This window comes from unidentified bacterial endosymbiont (assembly GCF_918320885.1).
Taxonomy (GTDB): Bacteria; Pseudomonadota; Gammaproteobacteria; order Enterobacterales.
Genome location: NZ_OU907312.1, coordinates 768,545 through 784,572, shown reverse-complemented (window position 1 = coordinate 784,572; position 16,028 = coordinate 768,545). Strand labels below are relative to the sequence as shown.

Genomic DNA, 16,028 nt, shown 5'->3' with positions numbered 1-16,028 from the left:
TAAAGTAAAATCATCCTAACATCAAAATCGCGGAATTTTGAATGGTAGTACTGGCTTTACTCAGACGACTCTGACAATTCTCTATGGAGCTACTTTTTTTACTGATTTCGGAATCCACTGACTCCAAGCGAGAGGTGGTTTTGGTCACTTCAGCACCCACTTTTGCTACCTTAGTTTCGCTACTCTCGATCTGAGCTGTGTTACTGGTAATCGCCGATGAATTGCGCTCTACCTTAGAGCCTTTAACAGCTACGTTACTCCCTTGGGCAGACACCTCACTCGCAGAGGCTTCAACCTGGCTTGAGGAGACCTTGACCTCGTTACCCAGCGTCGCCTGAGCCTCACTCAAACCGACCTGATTGTTGCTGACATTCACACTACCCTTAAGCAGTGAACACTCTAACTGCTCCAAGGTTATCCTGTTATCAATAGCACTGACTGTCAGGACTATGCTGGGTTTTATACGGTTATCCACCCCCGCACACACCTCTAGATTGGCTCCCATCCTAATCTGCGTATTCGCCCCTGCCACCATATCTAGCTTGCTTCCCAGAGTTTTATCAATTCGATCATTCGCTTCGATCTTTAGACCCCGGTGGGCAATGGCATTTTTTAAAATATCCAAGATAAAACCTCCGCAACTCGCCTCATATCAGATCACAGATCACCTAAAGTGATAGTACCGCCTCCATTACCAAGCGTAATCCTTCGCTGACCTGCCGTATCCTCTAAACTGATCTCGTTACCACTAGGGGTACACAATTTATTAACTGCTGCATTTTTCTCGGTAACGACACTGGGATTATCAGCGTTCGGCAAAGTAGACTGAATAATCGGTCGGTCCGGATCGCCCTGAATAAAGGCGATCAAGACCTCAGTGCCTTTACACAGCGGAAAGTGCATCCCCCCTTTTTTTCCGCCATAGGGTTGCGCCAGACGCAGCCAGTGAGAGGCTTTACCAGAGTGCTTACCCGATAAATCAAAGGGGAGAATCACTTTATAACGTCCCTGCTTATCCAGCATCGCCTGTTTTCCCTTGCCAGAGGCATCGATGGTGCCAATCAACAAACCGCTGATCTGTGGACGTGGCGTTCTACAAGGATGGCGATATTGATAATGTGAATGAATAGCTACAAACGAATTACTATAGTGCGGATTGCCGGTCGTCATCGACGGGGTTGTTAATTCAGATAATTGATCACCCTGATGGATCACCTGAGTCACTAAGTAAGTTTGGTTGAATGAGTCGAGAAAATGACCTGCTACCGAGAAGAGATAACCTGCTTGTAACCCAGGCACCCTACTCTCTCCCTCAAAGTAATTCGCTTGATGTTGCAGCTGCTGAATAATATGGTTGACCAACTGGTCACCCGCACTCCGCTGAGTAAAATGTTCACCATAACGATAATAAGCGCCCAGGCCCTCAGGAACCGCTTCCTCCTGTTTCATCAGCGATTGATAGATTTTGGAAAACACCGCGGGATGCTCAACGCTGTTTTTACTAATAACCACTTGTGAGGGGCGCTCATGGTTGTAACCTTTGAGCAGTATTTTATTCGGCAGATGCCCCATAATGGCGGTAAATTGTGTTAATAGATTTTCAGTGTCTGTGGCGCCCTGTGCTGGACAATAGCTTAACGGCTGGGCCTTCGGCTTAGGTTGATGGGTCATCCGATGATCGGTGATAATTAAGTGCTCCTGCTGTTCTCGCTGCTCAAAGTAGTAGTAGAGACCCGCTTGCTCCATGAGTCGTGCTATAAAGTTCAGGGAAGATTCGTTATATTGGCAGACAAATTCACGCGCCGGATAGCTACTCATTAACTTCAGTGTGAATGCCGGACTCACCCCATGCTGCCGTTGATCGGTTAATACGGTTTTTAGAATCTCAGGTAGCGATTGATTCAGAAAAACTTTGCATTGATAGCCTAAGGAGAGTGCCCACAATCGCGGAACTAGGGTCACCTGTAGATAGAGTATTTCATAGGTGCTGGAGAGAATGCGTACTTCACTCAGCATTCCATGAAAATCTTGAGGTTGCTTCTGCTCCTGATAAATACGCAAGCAGCAGGAGGCTTTGAGTAGTTTTGATAACTCCAATCCTGGATCATGACAGGCTAGGGTCACCACAAATTGATAGGGCTGTGAGAGCCCCTCTTCTCCCTGAAACCTCACCACCTCAAAAGGATTGCGCTTCCACCCCTGAACCAGCCATTCAAATTTCAGTGGGCTACTGTTAGCTGAAGCTGATTCACCACTCATGCTACCACCTGCTCGTGAGTAGCCTCATCAAACTGGCAGATAAATTGTCCCTGTTCGTTCAGTGCTAGACGGACCTGTTGTGGCTGTTCACCTTGGCTTAGCCGACTCAATACCCCATAAGAGAGCGCTGGCAGCAGAGAACCCTGCAGAATGAAATCGATGTTCCGTGCGCCGCTCTCGGTATCTAAACAGCGCTCAGCAATCTGTGAAGAAACACGCTCCTCATAGATCAACTGGATCTGCTGGCTCTCCTGCAAGGAGACCGCCAAGCGTGCTAATTTCAGCTGCACGATGCTGCGAAGGACCGACTCAGGCAGGCGCATAAAGGGAACCACCTGCAGACGTGCCAATAGTGCTGGCTTCAAGTGGGCACTCAGCAGCGGCCGAATCGCTTCAGCCACGGCGGCAGCGTCCGTGATCTGCTGACTATTCAGCTGGATAATCTGCTCGCCACCCAGATTACTGGTCATCACAATGACAGTATTGGCAAAGGAGATCACTTTGCCCTCGCCATCACTCAGCACCCCTTTATCGAAAATCTGATAAAACAGATTCAACACCTCAGGGTGGGCCTTTTCTACTTCATCAAAGAGCACCACACTGTAGGGCTGCTGGCGTACGGCTTCCGTTAATAGCCCCCCTTCACCATAGCCCACATATCCTGGAGGCGACCCAATCAAACGACTTACTGTATGTTTCTCTTGAAACTCGGTCATATTGATGGTCACCAGGTGGCGTTCAGCCCCAAAGAGCTGTTCGGCTAATGCCAGTGCACACCCTGTTTTACCCACCCCCGAAGGACCCACCAATAAAAATACGCCTCGAGGCTGTTCAGGACGCGTCAATCCAGCCCGTGCAGCGCGCAATCCAGTGGCCAAAGTGGCCAAGGCTTGATCTTGTCCTTTAATACTCTCCTGTAGTTGTTCCTCTAGGTTGAGGAAGATGGAGATCTGGTCGCGCGCTACTTTACCCAGTGGAATACCGGTCCAATCGGAAATAACTTGGGCGATGAGATCAGGGGAGACTTCGTAGTGCAGCATTGGTTGATCACCTTGAAGCTGGCTCAGCCGCTCTAACGCCTGCTGTAGCAGACTGTGTTGCTCAGCTTGCGCCGCAGCTGTGGCTTCAGAGGATAACGCCGCCCGGGCTGCCAAGAGCTGCTCGACCGCCTGCTGCTCTTGCTGCCAACGTACAGTCAACGCCACACACTGCTGATCCGCCTGGGCTAAAACCTCTTCCAGCTCCGTGAGCTGTGCGTCTGCAATCTCCAAGCCATGGTCACGATCGCGGTAGAGTGCCTTGAGTTGTCGTTGCAACGCCTGCTGGGTTCGCCGCGTGGCCTCCAGCTCGGACGGTGCCGCTTTGAGGTTCACTTTAACCCGGGCACAAGCGGTATCGATTAAGTCAATCGCTTTATCAGGCAGAAAACGGCCACTGATATAGCGATCACTCAAGGTGGCCGCGGCCATGATCGCATCATCGCGGATCACCACCTGGTGGGCGGCTTCATAACTGCTTCGCAACCCCCGCAGTATCAAGCCAGTGGTGGTCACATCAGGCTCTGCCAAGCGTACCAATTGAAAACGGCGCGCTAAGGCGGGATCTTTTTCAAAATATTTTTTATATTCCCCCCAGGTGGTGGCAGCACAGGTTTTTAACTCTCCACGGGCCAGTGCTGGTTTCAGCAGATTGGCAGCATCCGACGTGCCAGCGCTGCCACCAGCGCCAATCAAGGTATGCGCTTCATCGATAAATAGAATAATAGGCCGCTCACTGCTGCGCACTTCGGTGATCAACCCCTTGAGTCGATTTTCAAACTCCCCCTTCATACCAGCGCCTGCCTCGAGCAGTCCCATATCGATGCCTAATAACCGCACCTGAGCCAAAAGCTCTGGAACATCTCCTTGGTGAATACGCAGCGCCAACCCCTCGATCACCGCCGTTTTACCCACCCCCGGCTCCCCAACTAAGATTGGGTTGTTTTTACGCCGGCGGGCCAAGATGTCGATCATCTGGCGGATCTCAAAATCACGACCGAAGACCGGATCCAGCTGGCCAGCCGCTGCTTTGGCGGTGAAATCGACACAGAAGCGCTCAATAAAGCTGCCCGCCTCACCACGACCTAGGGGTTGACCCGGCAGATCGGAAGGCTTTGATACAGGCTGCTCCGCTGATCCCGTGGTGAGGCTGGTGAAATTGCGCAGCACCCCGGCCTCATTCAACGAGCTAAGCTGCTCAAACCAACGCTCCTGACCATACACCATCGGGTGAGCTAGCAGGGCTGGAATCAAGGCGCCAGAACGCAAGCAAGTGTCCCCTAAATCGACACTGGTGAGTAGCCACGCCTCTTTGATCAATTCGGTTAACCGTGGAGAGAACACCGGTTTGCTACCATTCCCGGTCGGAAAGCTCTCTAAGGTGCTATTCAGGGCCACAATCAATGCCGCAGTGGGGCGCCCTGAGTGTCCTAACATCACGGCGATATCTCCCTCACTGGCCTCCAAGCATTTAAGCAACCAATGCTCGACCGTCACCTCATAATGAGTACGGGCCATACAGAGCCCTACAGCATTGTGCAGCGTATTGCTACAGTAGGGATTAAGCTTAGATAACAGCGCTTTTAGATCGACGTTGACCATCTTTAATGAACTCCTAGCGGTAACTGGGTCACCCAGGGGGTAGCAGCAGGACACTGCGCCAGATCACCCAGCCAGCAGTTAATGCCCAGCAAGGGTGCGCTGTCGCCCTGCAGAATGGCGGGCGGGATCACCTGTGGTTCAGGCCATAACCATAACTGCAGATCGAGTGGATCGAGTAGATAGTGACGCAAAAAGCGCACCATCGTTAAATAACGGGGTTGATTAGGCAGCAACTCAGCAAAAGTAAGTGAATCGCTGATCCGGATATGCAAACGACAGGTGCTACTGCTATCGAGACAGTGCGTCCCTAGATAGCACTCCTCACCTAACCAGTGTCCCTGCACCCCTAAACCACACTGCTGCGCTGGGGGGATCGTCTGCCAGCAGGCGATAAAAGGTTCAATCTCAACGGGGCAACCGACAACCTGGGTTAATAGTGTCTCCAATCCTAGGCTGCTACGGGATAATAGATTTAACAGGCCGGCATAGGGGAGCTGCTCAGCAGCCGCAGCCTGCGCTGATGGCAACGCGCCTAACCCTACTAAAGCGTAGAGCCGTTCGATGAGCGTCTCATCCCGCCGCTCCACCCAACGCAGCATCAGCTGATATTTGGTCCAGGCTTGAAAATAGTGGTGATAGAGCGGTTGATTCAACAGATCATAGAAGTCGCGGGTGGCACAGCCATCCTCTGCAGCCTCCTCTAGCAACTCTTCAGTATAAAAGGTGGGCAAGGGCGATGAAGCGCCGTAAAGCCCTAATAGCGTCGTGGTGATCACCATCTGATCACCCTGATCGGCTAGCGATACCACATCAACCGCGGGAAACCCCAGAGAGAGATGAGGCCGGGTCTGCGGCTTGGCGATCCCTTGCCACTGTAGTAGCCGGACCACCTGCTCGTAACTGAAGCGCTGCGGCTGTGCTAACAACGCCTTAGTTACAGGAGATGGCGCTTGCCGGCTCGAGGTGGCCATGGGTAACTCCGCTGATCATGGATATTGTCGATAGTGACCTGGGTATAACTGTTGATCGTACTGTAGGCCGCCAACAGTTGGTTGAGCACCCATCCGAAGAGAAACAGATCGCCTGGGCAGGGAAACCCATCAGGATCTAATTGAACCCTAATTGTTGAACCTCGAATTAAAGCGCCTTGATAAAGCATTTTCTGGCTATTATCCAGGGAAACCCCTTTAATCGCCTCAACACGCTTGGTATTAGCCAACAGCCCAGCCCGATCGGGGGTGTCGGTAAACAGATAGAGTTTTAACAGTGCCGTCAGAGACGACTGTTGTGCTAGGGTGCGCTGATTGAGATAGAGGTGCGACAGTAATCGCCAGAGGAGATTGCCACCTAAAGGCGCGGTGACTGGGGGACTCAATAAGGTGATATTGGTAAAATCCGCCATCAGGGGTGAACTTTCAGTGGCGAGTGAGATATCCCCATAACGCAGCTGCTGTACTAGGGCTACCGTGTTGGTACAGCGCACCTGGATGGCTAAAGTCTCCTGAGGAGAGGCCTGCGTGGGATCGGGGTAAGCGACTGATAGATAAGCTTCTGTCCCACTCTCTAATTTGGCCGCCCGTCGGCGCACCGAATAAACCGGTGTCTTCGTTGCCTGCGGGTTAAATAGGGTAAAGGGTTGGTAGCATCGCTCTTCCATACTCCCCTGCTGAAACCCAGTCACCCGATCCACCGCATAAATTTGATAATCCTCACCCCCACTGGGATTAATGCGATACTCCGGCAGGGTATGGTTTAATAGGATGGTTTCGGCATGATGCCGAAACAGATTGACCACCGGTACACAAAATAGCTCCAGATGACAGGCTCCCGCTAAACGTTCACTCTGTGGCGTGAATTCCAAAGTGATGGTTAACTGACTGGAAGCGGTTCTGATCCGTTGTAACCCAAGAATATCAAAAAATAGAAATTTCTGGGGCAGCTGAAAATACTCTTGAATCGATTGAAAGGCTGGAAAAGCCTGCGCTGGATAGGGATAAATCGCCGCCTGCTCTTGCGCACCCAAGCCATCAAAACCCTCCCTAGCGGAGAGTGTCAAGGTGGTTTCACCAGCGGTCAAGCGGACACCTGAGAGGGAGTGATTCAAGCGTGCAAATAGATTAGCCGACTGATGATACTCCCCTGAAAGATAAAAACGCAGCCGGTGTTGTGGAATTTCTTCCCAGAGCATCCCGTTCAGTTGCAGTTGGATCTGAATGGCGTGTTCCAGAATTTTGATATGGCGGATCTGTAGCGGTAGTAGAGGCACATCAGCACAGGTCGTAAAGAGTGCTTGAACCCCATTGATCTCACGCGCTGCTAACTCAGTTCCGGCAGCGATCACCGTCGGTTCTTGACAACTCGCTTTCGGTGTAAAGCGTACAATGGCCGCAGCGGGTAGTGGTCTCAGGTAGTGAGGAAAAATCAGCTCTGTTAAGCTATGGATAATCTCTGGAAAATTATCATCCAGCCGCTCTTGCACTAAACCACTCAGAAAAGCAGTGCCCTCGAGTAGCCGCTCTACATCGGGATCGGCGCTCCGACCTGCCAGCATCGGCACCAAGGCTGGGTGCTTCTTCGCAAACAGCGTCCCGAGCTCCCGTAGAGAGGTCAACTGCTGCTGGTAATAGCTATTGATCATGCGCTTGTCCTAGGTCCCCATGACCGAAATTCGCCCATCGGCATCGAGAATGGTCTCAAAGACCACCGGCACCACCCGTTGTTGGTATACCAGGTTCAGGTTAATACGAAACATCAGCGAGAGTGGATCAGCCTCTTGTGGTACAAAAGCCACCTGCACCTGCTGTACCCGTGGCTCATATTTCAAGATTCGATCGGCAATCACCCGTTCTAACCCCCGCAGATCCTCCAACCCCTCCCCAAAACGGATATGGTTCAGATCGGGCATGCCGAAATCCTGAACCGTTTGGGCATCTCCCTGCTGAGTGTTCAACATCAGTGATAGATAGCGAGCCACCGAGGCGGTAAAGCGGGCCACATCACTACCCGGTGGTTGCCGACCCAACCCACTAGACTGGATCCGTTCTAACAGCCGCTCCGTACGCACTGCAGCGCTTTAATAAACCCAGAAAGTCTCCAAGGTTATTTTCCTTGAGGGGTTTCGGTATATTCGATATTACCGTCGGTGTAGCGCTGCGTCAGCTTAGCGTAGCTAAAGTAGAGCCGCTCCATATCTTTATAGGGTTTATTTTGCTCCAAAAAGGTCATCGGTGTGAAAGAGTCTATTTTATAGAGGTAGGCATCCTCCAATTTGTAGCTATAGTAAACGCCATCTTTTGCATTAATGGTGCGGAAGAAGAAGAGCTCCATCGTGCAGATCTCTCGATCACAGCACAATTGGAATAGTTTTGGGGAGGTCACATCTTTGGCTTTAGTGACCGACAGCAACCGGCTAAAACTCCCTTCCGGGATACCGGTACTGCTATTAATTTCGCTAGCGGTGGTATGGTTAAATTCATAAACTAAGGTACGATCTTTACGATCGGGATGCTCGTTACTACTCGAGAGTGTTTCACTCTTCGCTTTAATATCGCCTTGATTCTTACCCGTAATAGCCATATAAATGGTCATTGACATATGATTACTCCTCTAAACTTCAACGTTAAAAAGAACCCGCGAATCGGATAGCGCTAAGCTTTATCCAATTTTCCTACCAATGAGAGGGTGAAAAAAGCGCCCATATATTTAAAGTGTGGACGCGCCTTGATGGAGACCTGATACCAGCCTGGATCACCAGCAACATCATTCACCTGGATCTCCACTGCCCGTAACGGACGTCGACTCCGCACACTAGGCGACGGGTTATCCATCTCCGTCACATATTGACTCACCCAGTTTTTCAATTCGCGTTCCAAATCGGCACGCTCTTTCCAAGTGCCGATATGTTCACGCTGCAGCACTTTGATATAGTGGGCTAAACGGTCCATGATCATCATGTAGGGGAGCTGGGTGGAGAGCTTATAGTTGAGCTCTGCCTCTTTGCCAGCTGGGGTGTTGCCGAAGTTTTTGGCTTTCTGGCAGGAATTGGCCGAGAAAAAGGCGGCATTATCACTCCCCTTGCGCATGGTTAAGGCAATAAAGCCCTCTTCAGCCAGCTCATACTCGCGTCGCTCCGAGATCAGCACTTCGGTCGGAATTTTGCTCCGGGTCTCACCCATCGACTCAAATTGATAGAGGGGTAGATCATCCACAGCACCACCGCCCTGGGGTCCAATGATATTGGCGCACCAGCGATACTTAGCAAAGCTGTCGGACAGACGACTGGCAAAGGCAAACGCGGTACTGCCCCAGCAGAAGTCCTCACTGGCTTCCGAGACCATTTCGTTGTAATTAAAACGCTTACTAGGCGTGGTATTCTGTCCATAGGGAAGACGTAATAAGAACCGTGGCAGTGTCAACCCAACATAGCGGGCATCTTCGCTCTCCCGAAAAGCATTCCATTTGATGTACTGTGGGCTTTCAAATACTGAGCGGAGATCTTTGAGGTTCGGTAGCTCTTCCCAACGTTGGATCCCAAAAAATTCTGTTGAAGCAGCCGCGATAAATGGGGCATGAGCCATTGCTGCCACGGAGGCAATGTTCTTGATTAACCCCATATCCTGCGGGTTAGGTCCAAACTCATAGTGACCGATCACCGTACCGTAAGGCTGACCACCAAATTGTCCATATTCGCTGGTATAGAGTAGGCGGTAGAGTCCTGATTTAACGACCTCTGGGCTATCTTCAAAATCATTCAGCAGATCTTGTTTACTCAGATTAAGTAACTCTATCTTGATGTTTTCTCGAAAATCGGTTCTATCTACCAGGAACTTTAGACTACGCCAACTGCTCTCTAGGCTGCGAAACTGGCTATGATGTAAAATTTGATCCACCTGTGCAGAAATTTGTTGATCAAGCTCCCCTATCAATAGATCGATCAACTCTCCTGAAATTTTTACCCCTTGATATTCCGGTTTCACCAGATCAGCAATCAGTGCGTGCAAACCACTGCGTGTCACGGAATAGGCCGCATCAGCGGGTTTCAGTCGAGTCACCTCGACAATTTCATCTAATAAAGGACTGCTTAACGGGGACTGCACAGTGGTGTCAGGTACAATCTGCTCTTTTAGACTCATGCTCTATTCCTCACCCATTCCGAGCTCTGTTAACAGGGCCTTCCGTGACGCATCATCCTGAATAATCGCCTGAATTTTTTTACGAAATTCGGGGATATTGCTGAGTGGACTTTTGAGGGCTTTGAGGGCTTCACGGAGTGCTTGTAATTTTGCCAATTCAGGCACCTGCTCAACCAGTTGATCAGGTTCAAAATCGCGTAAACTACTGAACTTCAACTGGAGAGCTAATTGATCATCCTCCCCTGCTCCAGCCAGCTTACTCGGTACATTCAGATTGAGGGTTAGCCCCTGGCCTTTGAGGACCTCATTGAAATTATCTTTATCGATCGTGATGGGAGCCCGATCTTCCACCAGTCGTTGGTCTTCCGCTTGCGTGAAATCGCCGACGACTAGCATCTTGAGAGGTAGCTCTACCTCTGATTGAGCCCCCTCGGTTGCCGGTTTATAGACAATATTGACCCGTTCTTTGGGTGCGACAGAGCCTTCGCTGTTTGCCATGGCTAGTTTCCTTATTGTGCTGAGAATGACTTATAGAGCGCTCGTCCGGCATCTAACAAGCAGAGACGAGCCAAAATCTCGGAAGCGGCTTCGGTTTTACCGAGCCTATTAAAAAGGTCGAACGCGCTCTCTAACACCTGCTGTGCCAGGGGTGGATCCCAGCTTTCCAACTGATGTTGTTCCACCAGTGCTAAGGCCTGCTGTATCTGGACGTCAGCTAGCCTCGCATAGCCAGCTTCCCGTAAATAATCAGCCAAACGACAGGTGAGCTGCAAACGTTCACTACCGATCAACCGCCTTTGGCCCTGCTGTAACTGCACCACGGCCTCTCGGTAATTACCAGACGCCGCGGCGCTGTCAGCACGATCAAGCACTGCTTGTACCTCACTCACCACAGTCAGCGGCTCCGTCGCTATTGACGTTGGGTCTGGATCGGCGATTGCCGAAGGGGATGCCTCAGCCACCAGGTGCTCGACTGTTACAACAACACTAGCAGTAGTCGTCTCATCCAGATCTTCAGCAGGGATCAGGGTCGGTTCAGACGACTTGATCTCCCCTAGATCCAAATCGGTCGCCAACACGGCGGACTTGATTGAACCCTCTTCGGCTACGGGTGGCAACACCACCTCAAGCTGTTTCAGACAATTGATTAGGGAGGCCATGACGGGTGCCGACTCACAGCGCGCAGCGAGTATCTGGTCACACTGCATCACCGCAGTCATCGCACGTTCCAACACTTCACTCTCTAAGGGCTTGTGGATGGATTGCTGAATCCAAGTGATACTGCGTTCTAACCACCACTCAACAATACTGAGGCGTCCTCGTAACCGTTTTAAAGGAGGCAGCGCCTGTTCCCAGTAGTGTTCGACCAAAACAGTTAACTGTTCAGCGGTCTCCGCGAGGGCACTAAAACCCTGATGATGGAGGCGAGCGACCCCCCAATAAAGCAGTACCTGAAAATGCTTGGTGTCCTGATTCAATAGCTGGCCGGCCAGCTGTTCGACGGATAACCAATCCACTGAGCTATCGCTGTTGACACCATAGGATTGATTGATCAGCGCTTGCAGTGTCGCCAAGGTCGCTTCTACAGAGAGGCCTGCATCACTCATGCCTGTTGAAACTGGTACTGGTAACATTGCACCCTTTTTCTGGTGAGTTAATGGATTTAATGCTTCTATCCAAAACACTAAAGTTAAATATTTTGGTCAAAATAAACAGTTTGTTGATACAAAGTTGCAGGCATTATCACGAAAATAGAATAAAAATCAACAATAAAACACCAATAATTTAAATTTTTAGTATTTTTGATTACTTTTTATTAACAAGATTAAGGCCAGGAAAATCACTTTTTTCAAGAAAAATTCGGTATACTGTGCCCTTCATTGAGAATGGGAGTGGTGGCACGGCAGTGCAGCATGACTCTCTCGCCGTAGTTCAACGGATAGAACGTATGCCTCCTAAGCGTAAGATGTGGGTTCGATTCCCGCCGGCGAGACCAAACGAAGCCTTGAACCTAGTTCAGGGTCATCTATTTTTCAGATCTTGACCTAGCGCTTTTAACAGCACTTTTTCTCAATGCTGACCAGCCCCGCGTTTAACTAACACAGGTTGAGAGGGTTTGAACTGCCCTCGGCGGTTCTACCCACCTCTCTGACCAGGCGTCTAGTGCAATGATTGATCCCTGAAGAGGTTCACCTCTTCGGCAGACTAAAAAGTCAGTTGTGATTCATCAATCGTGAGCGCGACGCTCTGTTTTAAATGAAAATTTGGTAGTGGGTCCAACTGACTGATAGCAGGAATTATCAACTCAATCCTCATCAATTTTATCTAAGATGTATGCTTGGTTTCGGAAGTCTACATGAGCCCGGCATTTTGCTTCATCAGTCAGTTGGACCCAGCACCACATCCATCAAGAACCCAAGAAAAATAGTTCAATTTAATAATATTTAAGTTTTACCACTCTGTTAATCCAGCAGCACTATAGGCCCGTCATGCGTTAACGATCCAACGAGGGGCTGTTGACGTTTCACACGGGCAACCGGGAACAGTGGCAGACCCTACTGAGTGAGTGCCACTATCAGAATTTCACAAGTATTGTTAAAACAGCTCTGGTACGGCATTGCCCTCCAGCCCCAGAGTGAACTGCTCGCTAGTCAATGTGGTCGAGGCAGCAGGCTACTCAAAGCCTCATCCCCCTGCCAGACTAGGCTTTGCCCTCTCCTGACTCTTGCGGCACATCCAGAACTGCATGTACTCCTCCCTTGGTTTTCTCACCCTATAGGAGGACGTATGATCTTGCCACCTTTTTTTAGACACAGAGAAGAGAAACCTTAAGCGACCTGGGATAACCAATTTTTTTCAAAATTTACAGGAGACAGATAGCCTAGCGTTGAGTGCCGTCTCTGTCGGTTATAAAACACTTCTACGTATTCAAAAATGCTCAATTTGGCTTGTTCTCTGCTCTCAAAACGTTCAAAGTGGGTGTGCTCTGTTTTTAAGGTATGGAAAAAACTCTCTGCTACTGCATTGTCATAACAATTGCCCGTACTACTCATGCTAAGCGTTATCTGGTGATGCGCCGATACAGCCTTGAATCCTTTGCTGGTATACTGGCTGCCTCGGTCGGAGTGGTGGATGAGACCTGCAGCAGGCTTCCTCCGTGTTATTGCCTGGCGTAATGCTGCGGCTACTAACTCGGTGGTCATGTGAGCTTGCATATCCATCCCCACGATACTACGAGAGAACAGGTCCAGTACGATAGCAACATACAACCATCCCTCTTGGGTCGGAATATAGGTAATATCTGCTGCCCAGTATTGATCAGGGCGAGTGGCTGTGAACTTCTGCTTGAGTAAATTAGGCGCCACTGCGGCCTTTGGATCGACTATTGTGGTTACCTTAAATCGTTTTTTCATCTTAGCCGCAATATGGGCTGCTTTCATTAGCCGACAAACCCGTTTGCGTGAACAGCGCTCACCTCTAGCTCGTAACTCAGCATGGATACGTGGGCTACCGTAAATTTGGTTGCTTATGGTATAAACCTCTTTAATTTCAGATATTAAACGCTCATCCTCACAATAGCGCTTGGATGGCTCAGCCTTGATAAACTGATAATAGCCACTGCGGGATACACCTAACACGTTGGACATCCTCTCTACGCTGAATTCCCCAGCATGCTTTTGCATAAACTGGTATTTTACTTGCGGGCCACTGAGAAGATGCCCAAGGCTTTTTTTAGGATATCCCTCTCTTCGCGTGCTATCGCCAATTCTTTCCGCAATTGACTGAGCTCAGCATCAGACGCTTTCAGGTATCCTTTGCCCGGGAAAGCCTCTGCACCATCCTTGTTATGCTGATGGACCCACCCTGCCAATGTACTCTTGGGAACTCCCAATTCCTCGCTCAATTGACAGAGCGTTTTACCAGTGCTGTGATACAGCTTTACCGCATTCAGCTTGAATTCCTTATCATAGCTCCTTGATTCCCCTTGATTCATAACTTCACCTCAAAAAGTAACAAAAAATTATACGCTTTGTTCCTCTTCGTTGTGTCCGTTAAAGGGTAGCAAGATCAGTATGCCTGTTGGATGGAATAGATAATCTAAATAATCATTTTCCGGATATTTTAGACGATCGTTGACAAAAGCAGCGTGTCAATGACGCTCCTTGGGTGATGGGTGGTTGTACTGTAAATGTAATCAATCGAGAAATAACAAGATACTGCATGGACGATATTATCGCCCAAAGTAATTGACGCGAGACAAGTCACCTAGAGACGGCGTTCAACCTGTGTGCTGCAGCGACTGATCAAACAAGAACAGTGCTTTGCTCTCATTGCCTAACCACTCCAATTGATCAAGGATCCGCTTCCATTGCTTCTCCTCTTGACACTGTTCAGAGACAAACCACTGTAAAAAATTAAACGTGGTATAATCTTGAGTCATTAGCGCCTGGTGTACCAAGGTATTAATACGATCACTGATCGCCTGTTCATGCTCATAGATCTGCTGAAAAAGATCTGGCAGCGATGGAAATTCATCAGGAGGCGCGCTGATGGTTCCAATCAACGGCAGTGCCCCAGTATCGCTAATGTAATTGAGTAGTTTTTCAAGGTGTTTTTGTTCACTTTGAGCAGCGAGGCGCAAAAAACCGGCACTGCCAGGAAAGCCCTGAGCGGCACACCAAGCACTCATTTGCCAATAAAGATGATAAGAGTAACACTCTAGGTTAAGCTGGCCATTGAGTTGATCGAGCATGTTTTTTTCTAACATGGGTGGGCTCCTAAAATTAACCTAAATGCCTAACTATTCACTCACCGCTCACTGCAGCCATTCAGCAACCTGTTTAGCAAAATAGGTAAGAATACCATCCGCGCCAGCACGCTTAAAGCAGCCGAGTGATTCTAAAATAGTAGGCCGTTCTGGCAACCATCCTTGCTGAATGGCGGCCTGATGCATAGCATACTCCCCTGAGACTTGATAGGCAAAAGTAGGAACCTTGAAGGTCTGTTTAACCCGATGCAGGACATCTAGATAGGGTAGTCCTGGTTTCACCATGACCCAATCTGCTCCCTCTTGGAGATCTAAAGCCACTTCATGAAGCGCTTCATCACTATTGGCAGGATCCAGTTGATAGCTCTTTTTATCGCTTGTCTGTAGAGCAGTCGTTGAACCAATGGCGTCACGGAAGGGGCCATAGTAACTGGATGCATACTTGGCAGCGTAGGCCATGATGAGGGTGTTGCTACAACCATGTCTCTCTAACGCCTGACGAACAGCACCAATCCGACCATCCATCATATCGCTAGGGGCTATAATATCTGCACCAGCATGCGCATAAACGAGTGCCTGACGGACTAAAATAACATTGGTGGCATCATTTAATACTTGACCATGCTCATCGACGATCCCATCATGGCCATGGGTCGTAAAGGGATCAAGGGCCACATCCACCATGAGACCCATCTCCGGTACCGCAGCTTTTAAGGCCTGGAGTGCTCGGGGAATCAGCCCCTCTGGATGATAAGCCGCTTCAGCCTGTAAACTTTTATCAGCGGGATCAACGACCGGAAACAGCGCCACGGCTGGAACGCCCAATTTAGCTAACGCTTCAACCTCCTGTTGTAACTGATCGATAGAGAGCCGTTCAATGCCAGGCATCGATGGGATAGCCTCTCGGCGTCGCTCTCCGGCTATCACAAATAGAGGCGCTATCAGGTCATTGACTGTCAGTAGCGTCTCAGCCACCAGCCGACGGCTAAATGCAGCATGGCGTGTTCGTCTTAAGCGGCGTTGGGGGAAAGTAGCCTGAATGAATGAAATCATTGGATCCCAGGAGTCAAGAATCAGGAGCCAAAAATCCACTTGATCTGATTTCTTGCTCCTGGTATGTGGCAGGGGCGGAGGGACTCGAACCCCCAACACCCGGTTTTGGAGACCGGTGCTCTACCAATTGAACTACGCCCCTCTAGAACAGAAGTCAACCATCAGAAAAAAATAGCG

General features: G+C 49.8%; 14 protein-coding genes and 2 tRNA genes. 1 reads left to right on the top strand and 15 read right to left on the bottom strand.

What is annotated here, in order from left to right:
• Window positions 1-10: 10 nt before the first annotated feature.
• The 10 genes from NL324_RS03930 to NL324_RS03885 are packed head-to-tail and all read right to left on the bottom strand — an operon-like array spanning window position 11 to window position 11,637.
• A complete protein-coding gene (locus NL324_RS03930; protein WP_253306422.1) occupies window positions 11-625 on the bottom strand; it encodes a hypothetical protein in 615 nt (204 codons plus the stop codon).
• Window positions 626-657: 32 nt separating this feature from the next.
• Window positions 658-2,259, bottom strand: a complete 1,602-nt coding sequence (locus NL324_RS03925) for a type VI secretion system Vgr family protein (protein ID WP_253306421.1) — start codon at window positions 2,257-2,259, stop codon at window positions 658-660.
• The gene (gene tssH, locus NL324_RS03920; RefSeq protein WP_253306420.1) at window positions 2,256-4,898 is read right to left on the bottom strand and encodes a type VI secretion system ATPase TssH; all 2,643 of its coding nucleotides are present in this window, start codon (window positions 4,896-4,898) and stop codon (window positions 2,256-2,258) included. Before tssH ends, NL324_RS03925 begins: the two co-directional genes overlap by 4 nt.
• Before the next feature lie 2 nt (window positions 4,899-4,900).
• Window positions 4,901-5,869, bottom strand: a complete 969-nt coding sequence (gene tssG, locus NL324_RS03915; protein ID WP_253306419.1) for a type VI secretion system baseplate subunit TssG — start codon at window positions 5,867-5,869, stop codon at window positions 4,901-4,903.
• Entirely contained in the window at window positions 5,833-7,536 is a 1,704-nt protein-coding gene (tssF, locus tag NL324_RS03910) for a type VI secretion system baseplate subunit TssF (RefSeq protein WP_253306418.1), read from the bottom strand. The genes tssG and tssF overlap by 37 nt, the downstream gene beginning before the upstream one ends.
• Before the next feature lie 9 nt (window positions 7,537-7,545).
• Window positions 7,546-7,962: a type VI secretion system baseplate subunit TssE gene (gene tssE / locus NL324_RS03905; protein WP_253306417.1), complete on the bottom strand. Its 417-nt coding sequence runs from the start codon at window positions 7,960-7,962 to the stop codon at window positions 7,546-7,548.
• A 35-nt stretch (window positions 7,963-7,997) separates the two neighbouring features.
• Window positions 7,998-8,492: a type VI secretion system tube protein TssD gene (gene tssD / locus NL324_RS03900; protein WP_253306416.1), complete on the bottom strand. Its 495-nt coding sequence runs from the start codon at window positions 8,490-8,492 to the stop codon at window positions 7,998-8,000.
• 53 nt (window positions 8,493-8,545) lie between these two features.
• Window positions 8,546-10,030 (bottom strand): type VI secretion system contractile sheath large subunit, encoded by a 1,485-nt coding sequence (gene tssC / locus NL324_RS03895; RefSeq protein ID WP_253306415.1) that lies wholly within the window; start codon window positions 10,028-10,030, stop codon window positions 8,546-8,548.
• A 3-nt stretch (window positions 10,031-10,033) separates the two neighbouring features.
• Entirely contained in the window at window positions 10,034-10,528 is a 495-nt protein-coding gene (gene tssB, locus NL324_RS03890; protein WP_253306414.1) for a type VI secretion system contractile sheath small subunit, read from the bottom strand.
• A gap of 11 nt (window positions 10,529-10,539) precedes the next feature.
• Window positions 10,540-11,637: a TssA family type VI secretion system protein gene (locus tag NL324_RS03885; protein ID WP_253306413.1), complete on the bottom strand. Its 1,098-nt coding sequence runs from the start codon at window positions 11,635-11,637 to the stop codon at window positions 10,540-10,542.
• Window positions 11,638-11,951: 314 nt separating this feature from the next.
• Between NL324_RS03885 and NL324_RS03880 the strand changes: the two genes are divergently transcribed.
• Window positions 11,952-12,026: transfer RNA gene (locus tag NL324_RS03880), tRNA-Arg, on the top strand.
• Between the two features lie 832 nt (window positions 12,027-12,858).
• Here NL324_RS03880 and NL324_RS03875 read toward each other — a convergent pair.
• The 5 genes from NL324_RS03875 to NL324_RS03855 all read right to left on the bottom strand — a co-directional run bounded on the left by NL324_RS03875 (window position 12,859) and on the right by NL324_RS03855 (window position 15,993).
• A complete protein-coding gene (locus NL324_RS03875) occupies window positions 12,859-13,797 on the bottom strand; it encodes an IS3 family transposase (RefSeq protein ID WP_253307079.1) in 939 nt (312 codons plus the stop codon).
• Window positions 13,725-14,024 (bottom strand): transposase, encoded by a 300-nt coding sequence (locus NL324_RS03870; RefSeq protein WP_253305847.1) that lies wholly within the window; start codon window positions 14,022-14,024, stop codon window positions 13,725-13,727. Before NL324_RS03870 ends, NL324_RS03875 begins: the two co-directional genes overlap by 73 nt.
• Window positions 14,025-14,309: 285 nt before the next feature.
• Window positions 14,310-14,798 (bottom strand): non-heme ferritin, encoded by a 489-nt coding sequence (ftnA, locus tag NL324_RS03865; protein WP_253306412.1) that lies wholly within the window; start codon window positions 14,796-14,798, stop codon window positions 14,310-14,312.
• Between the two features lie 48 nt (window positions 14,799-14,846).
• Window positions 14,847-15,851 (bottom strand): porphobilinogen synthase, encoded by a 1,005-nt coding sequence (hemB, locus tag NL324_RS03860; protein WP_253306411.1) that lies wholly within the window; start codon window positions 15,849-15,851, stop codon window positions 14,847-14,849.
• A 66-nt stretch (window positions 15,852-15,917) separates the two neighbouring features.
• Window positions 15,918-15,993 (bottom strand) — tRNA-Trp (locus tag NL324_RS03855).
• Window positions 15,994-16,028 lie beyond the last annotated feature (35 nt).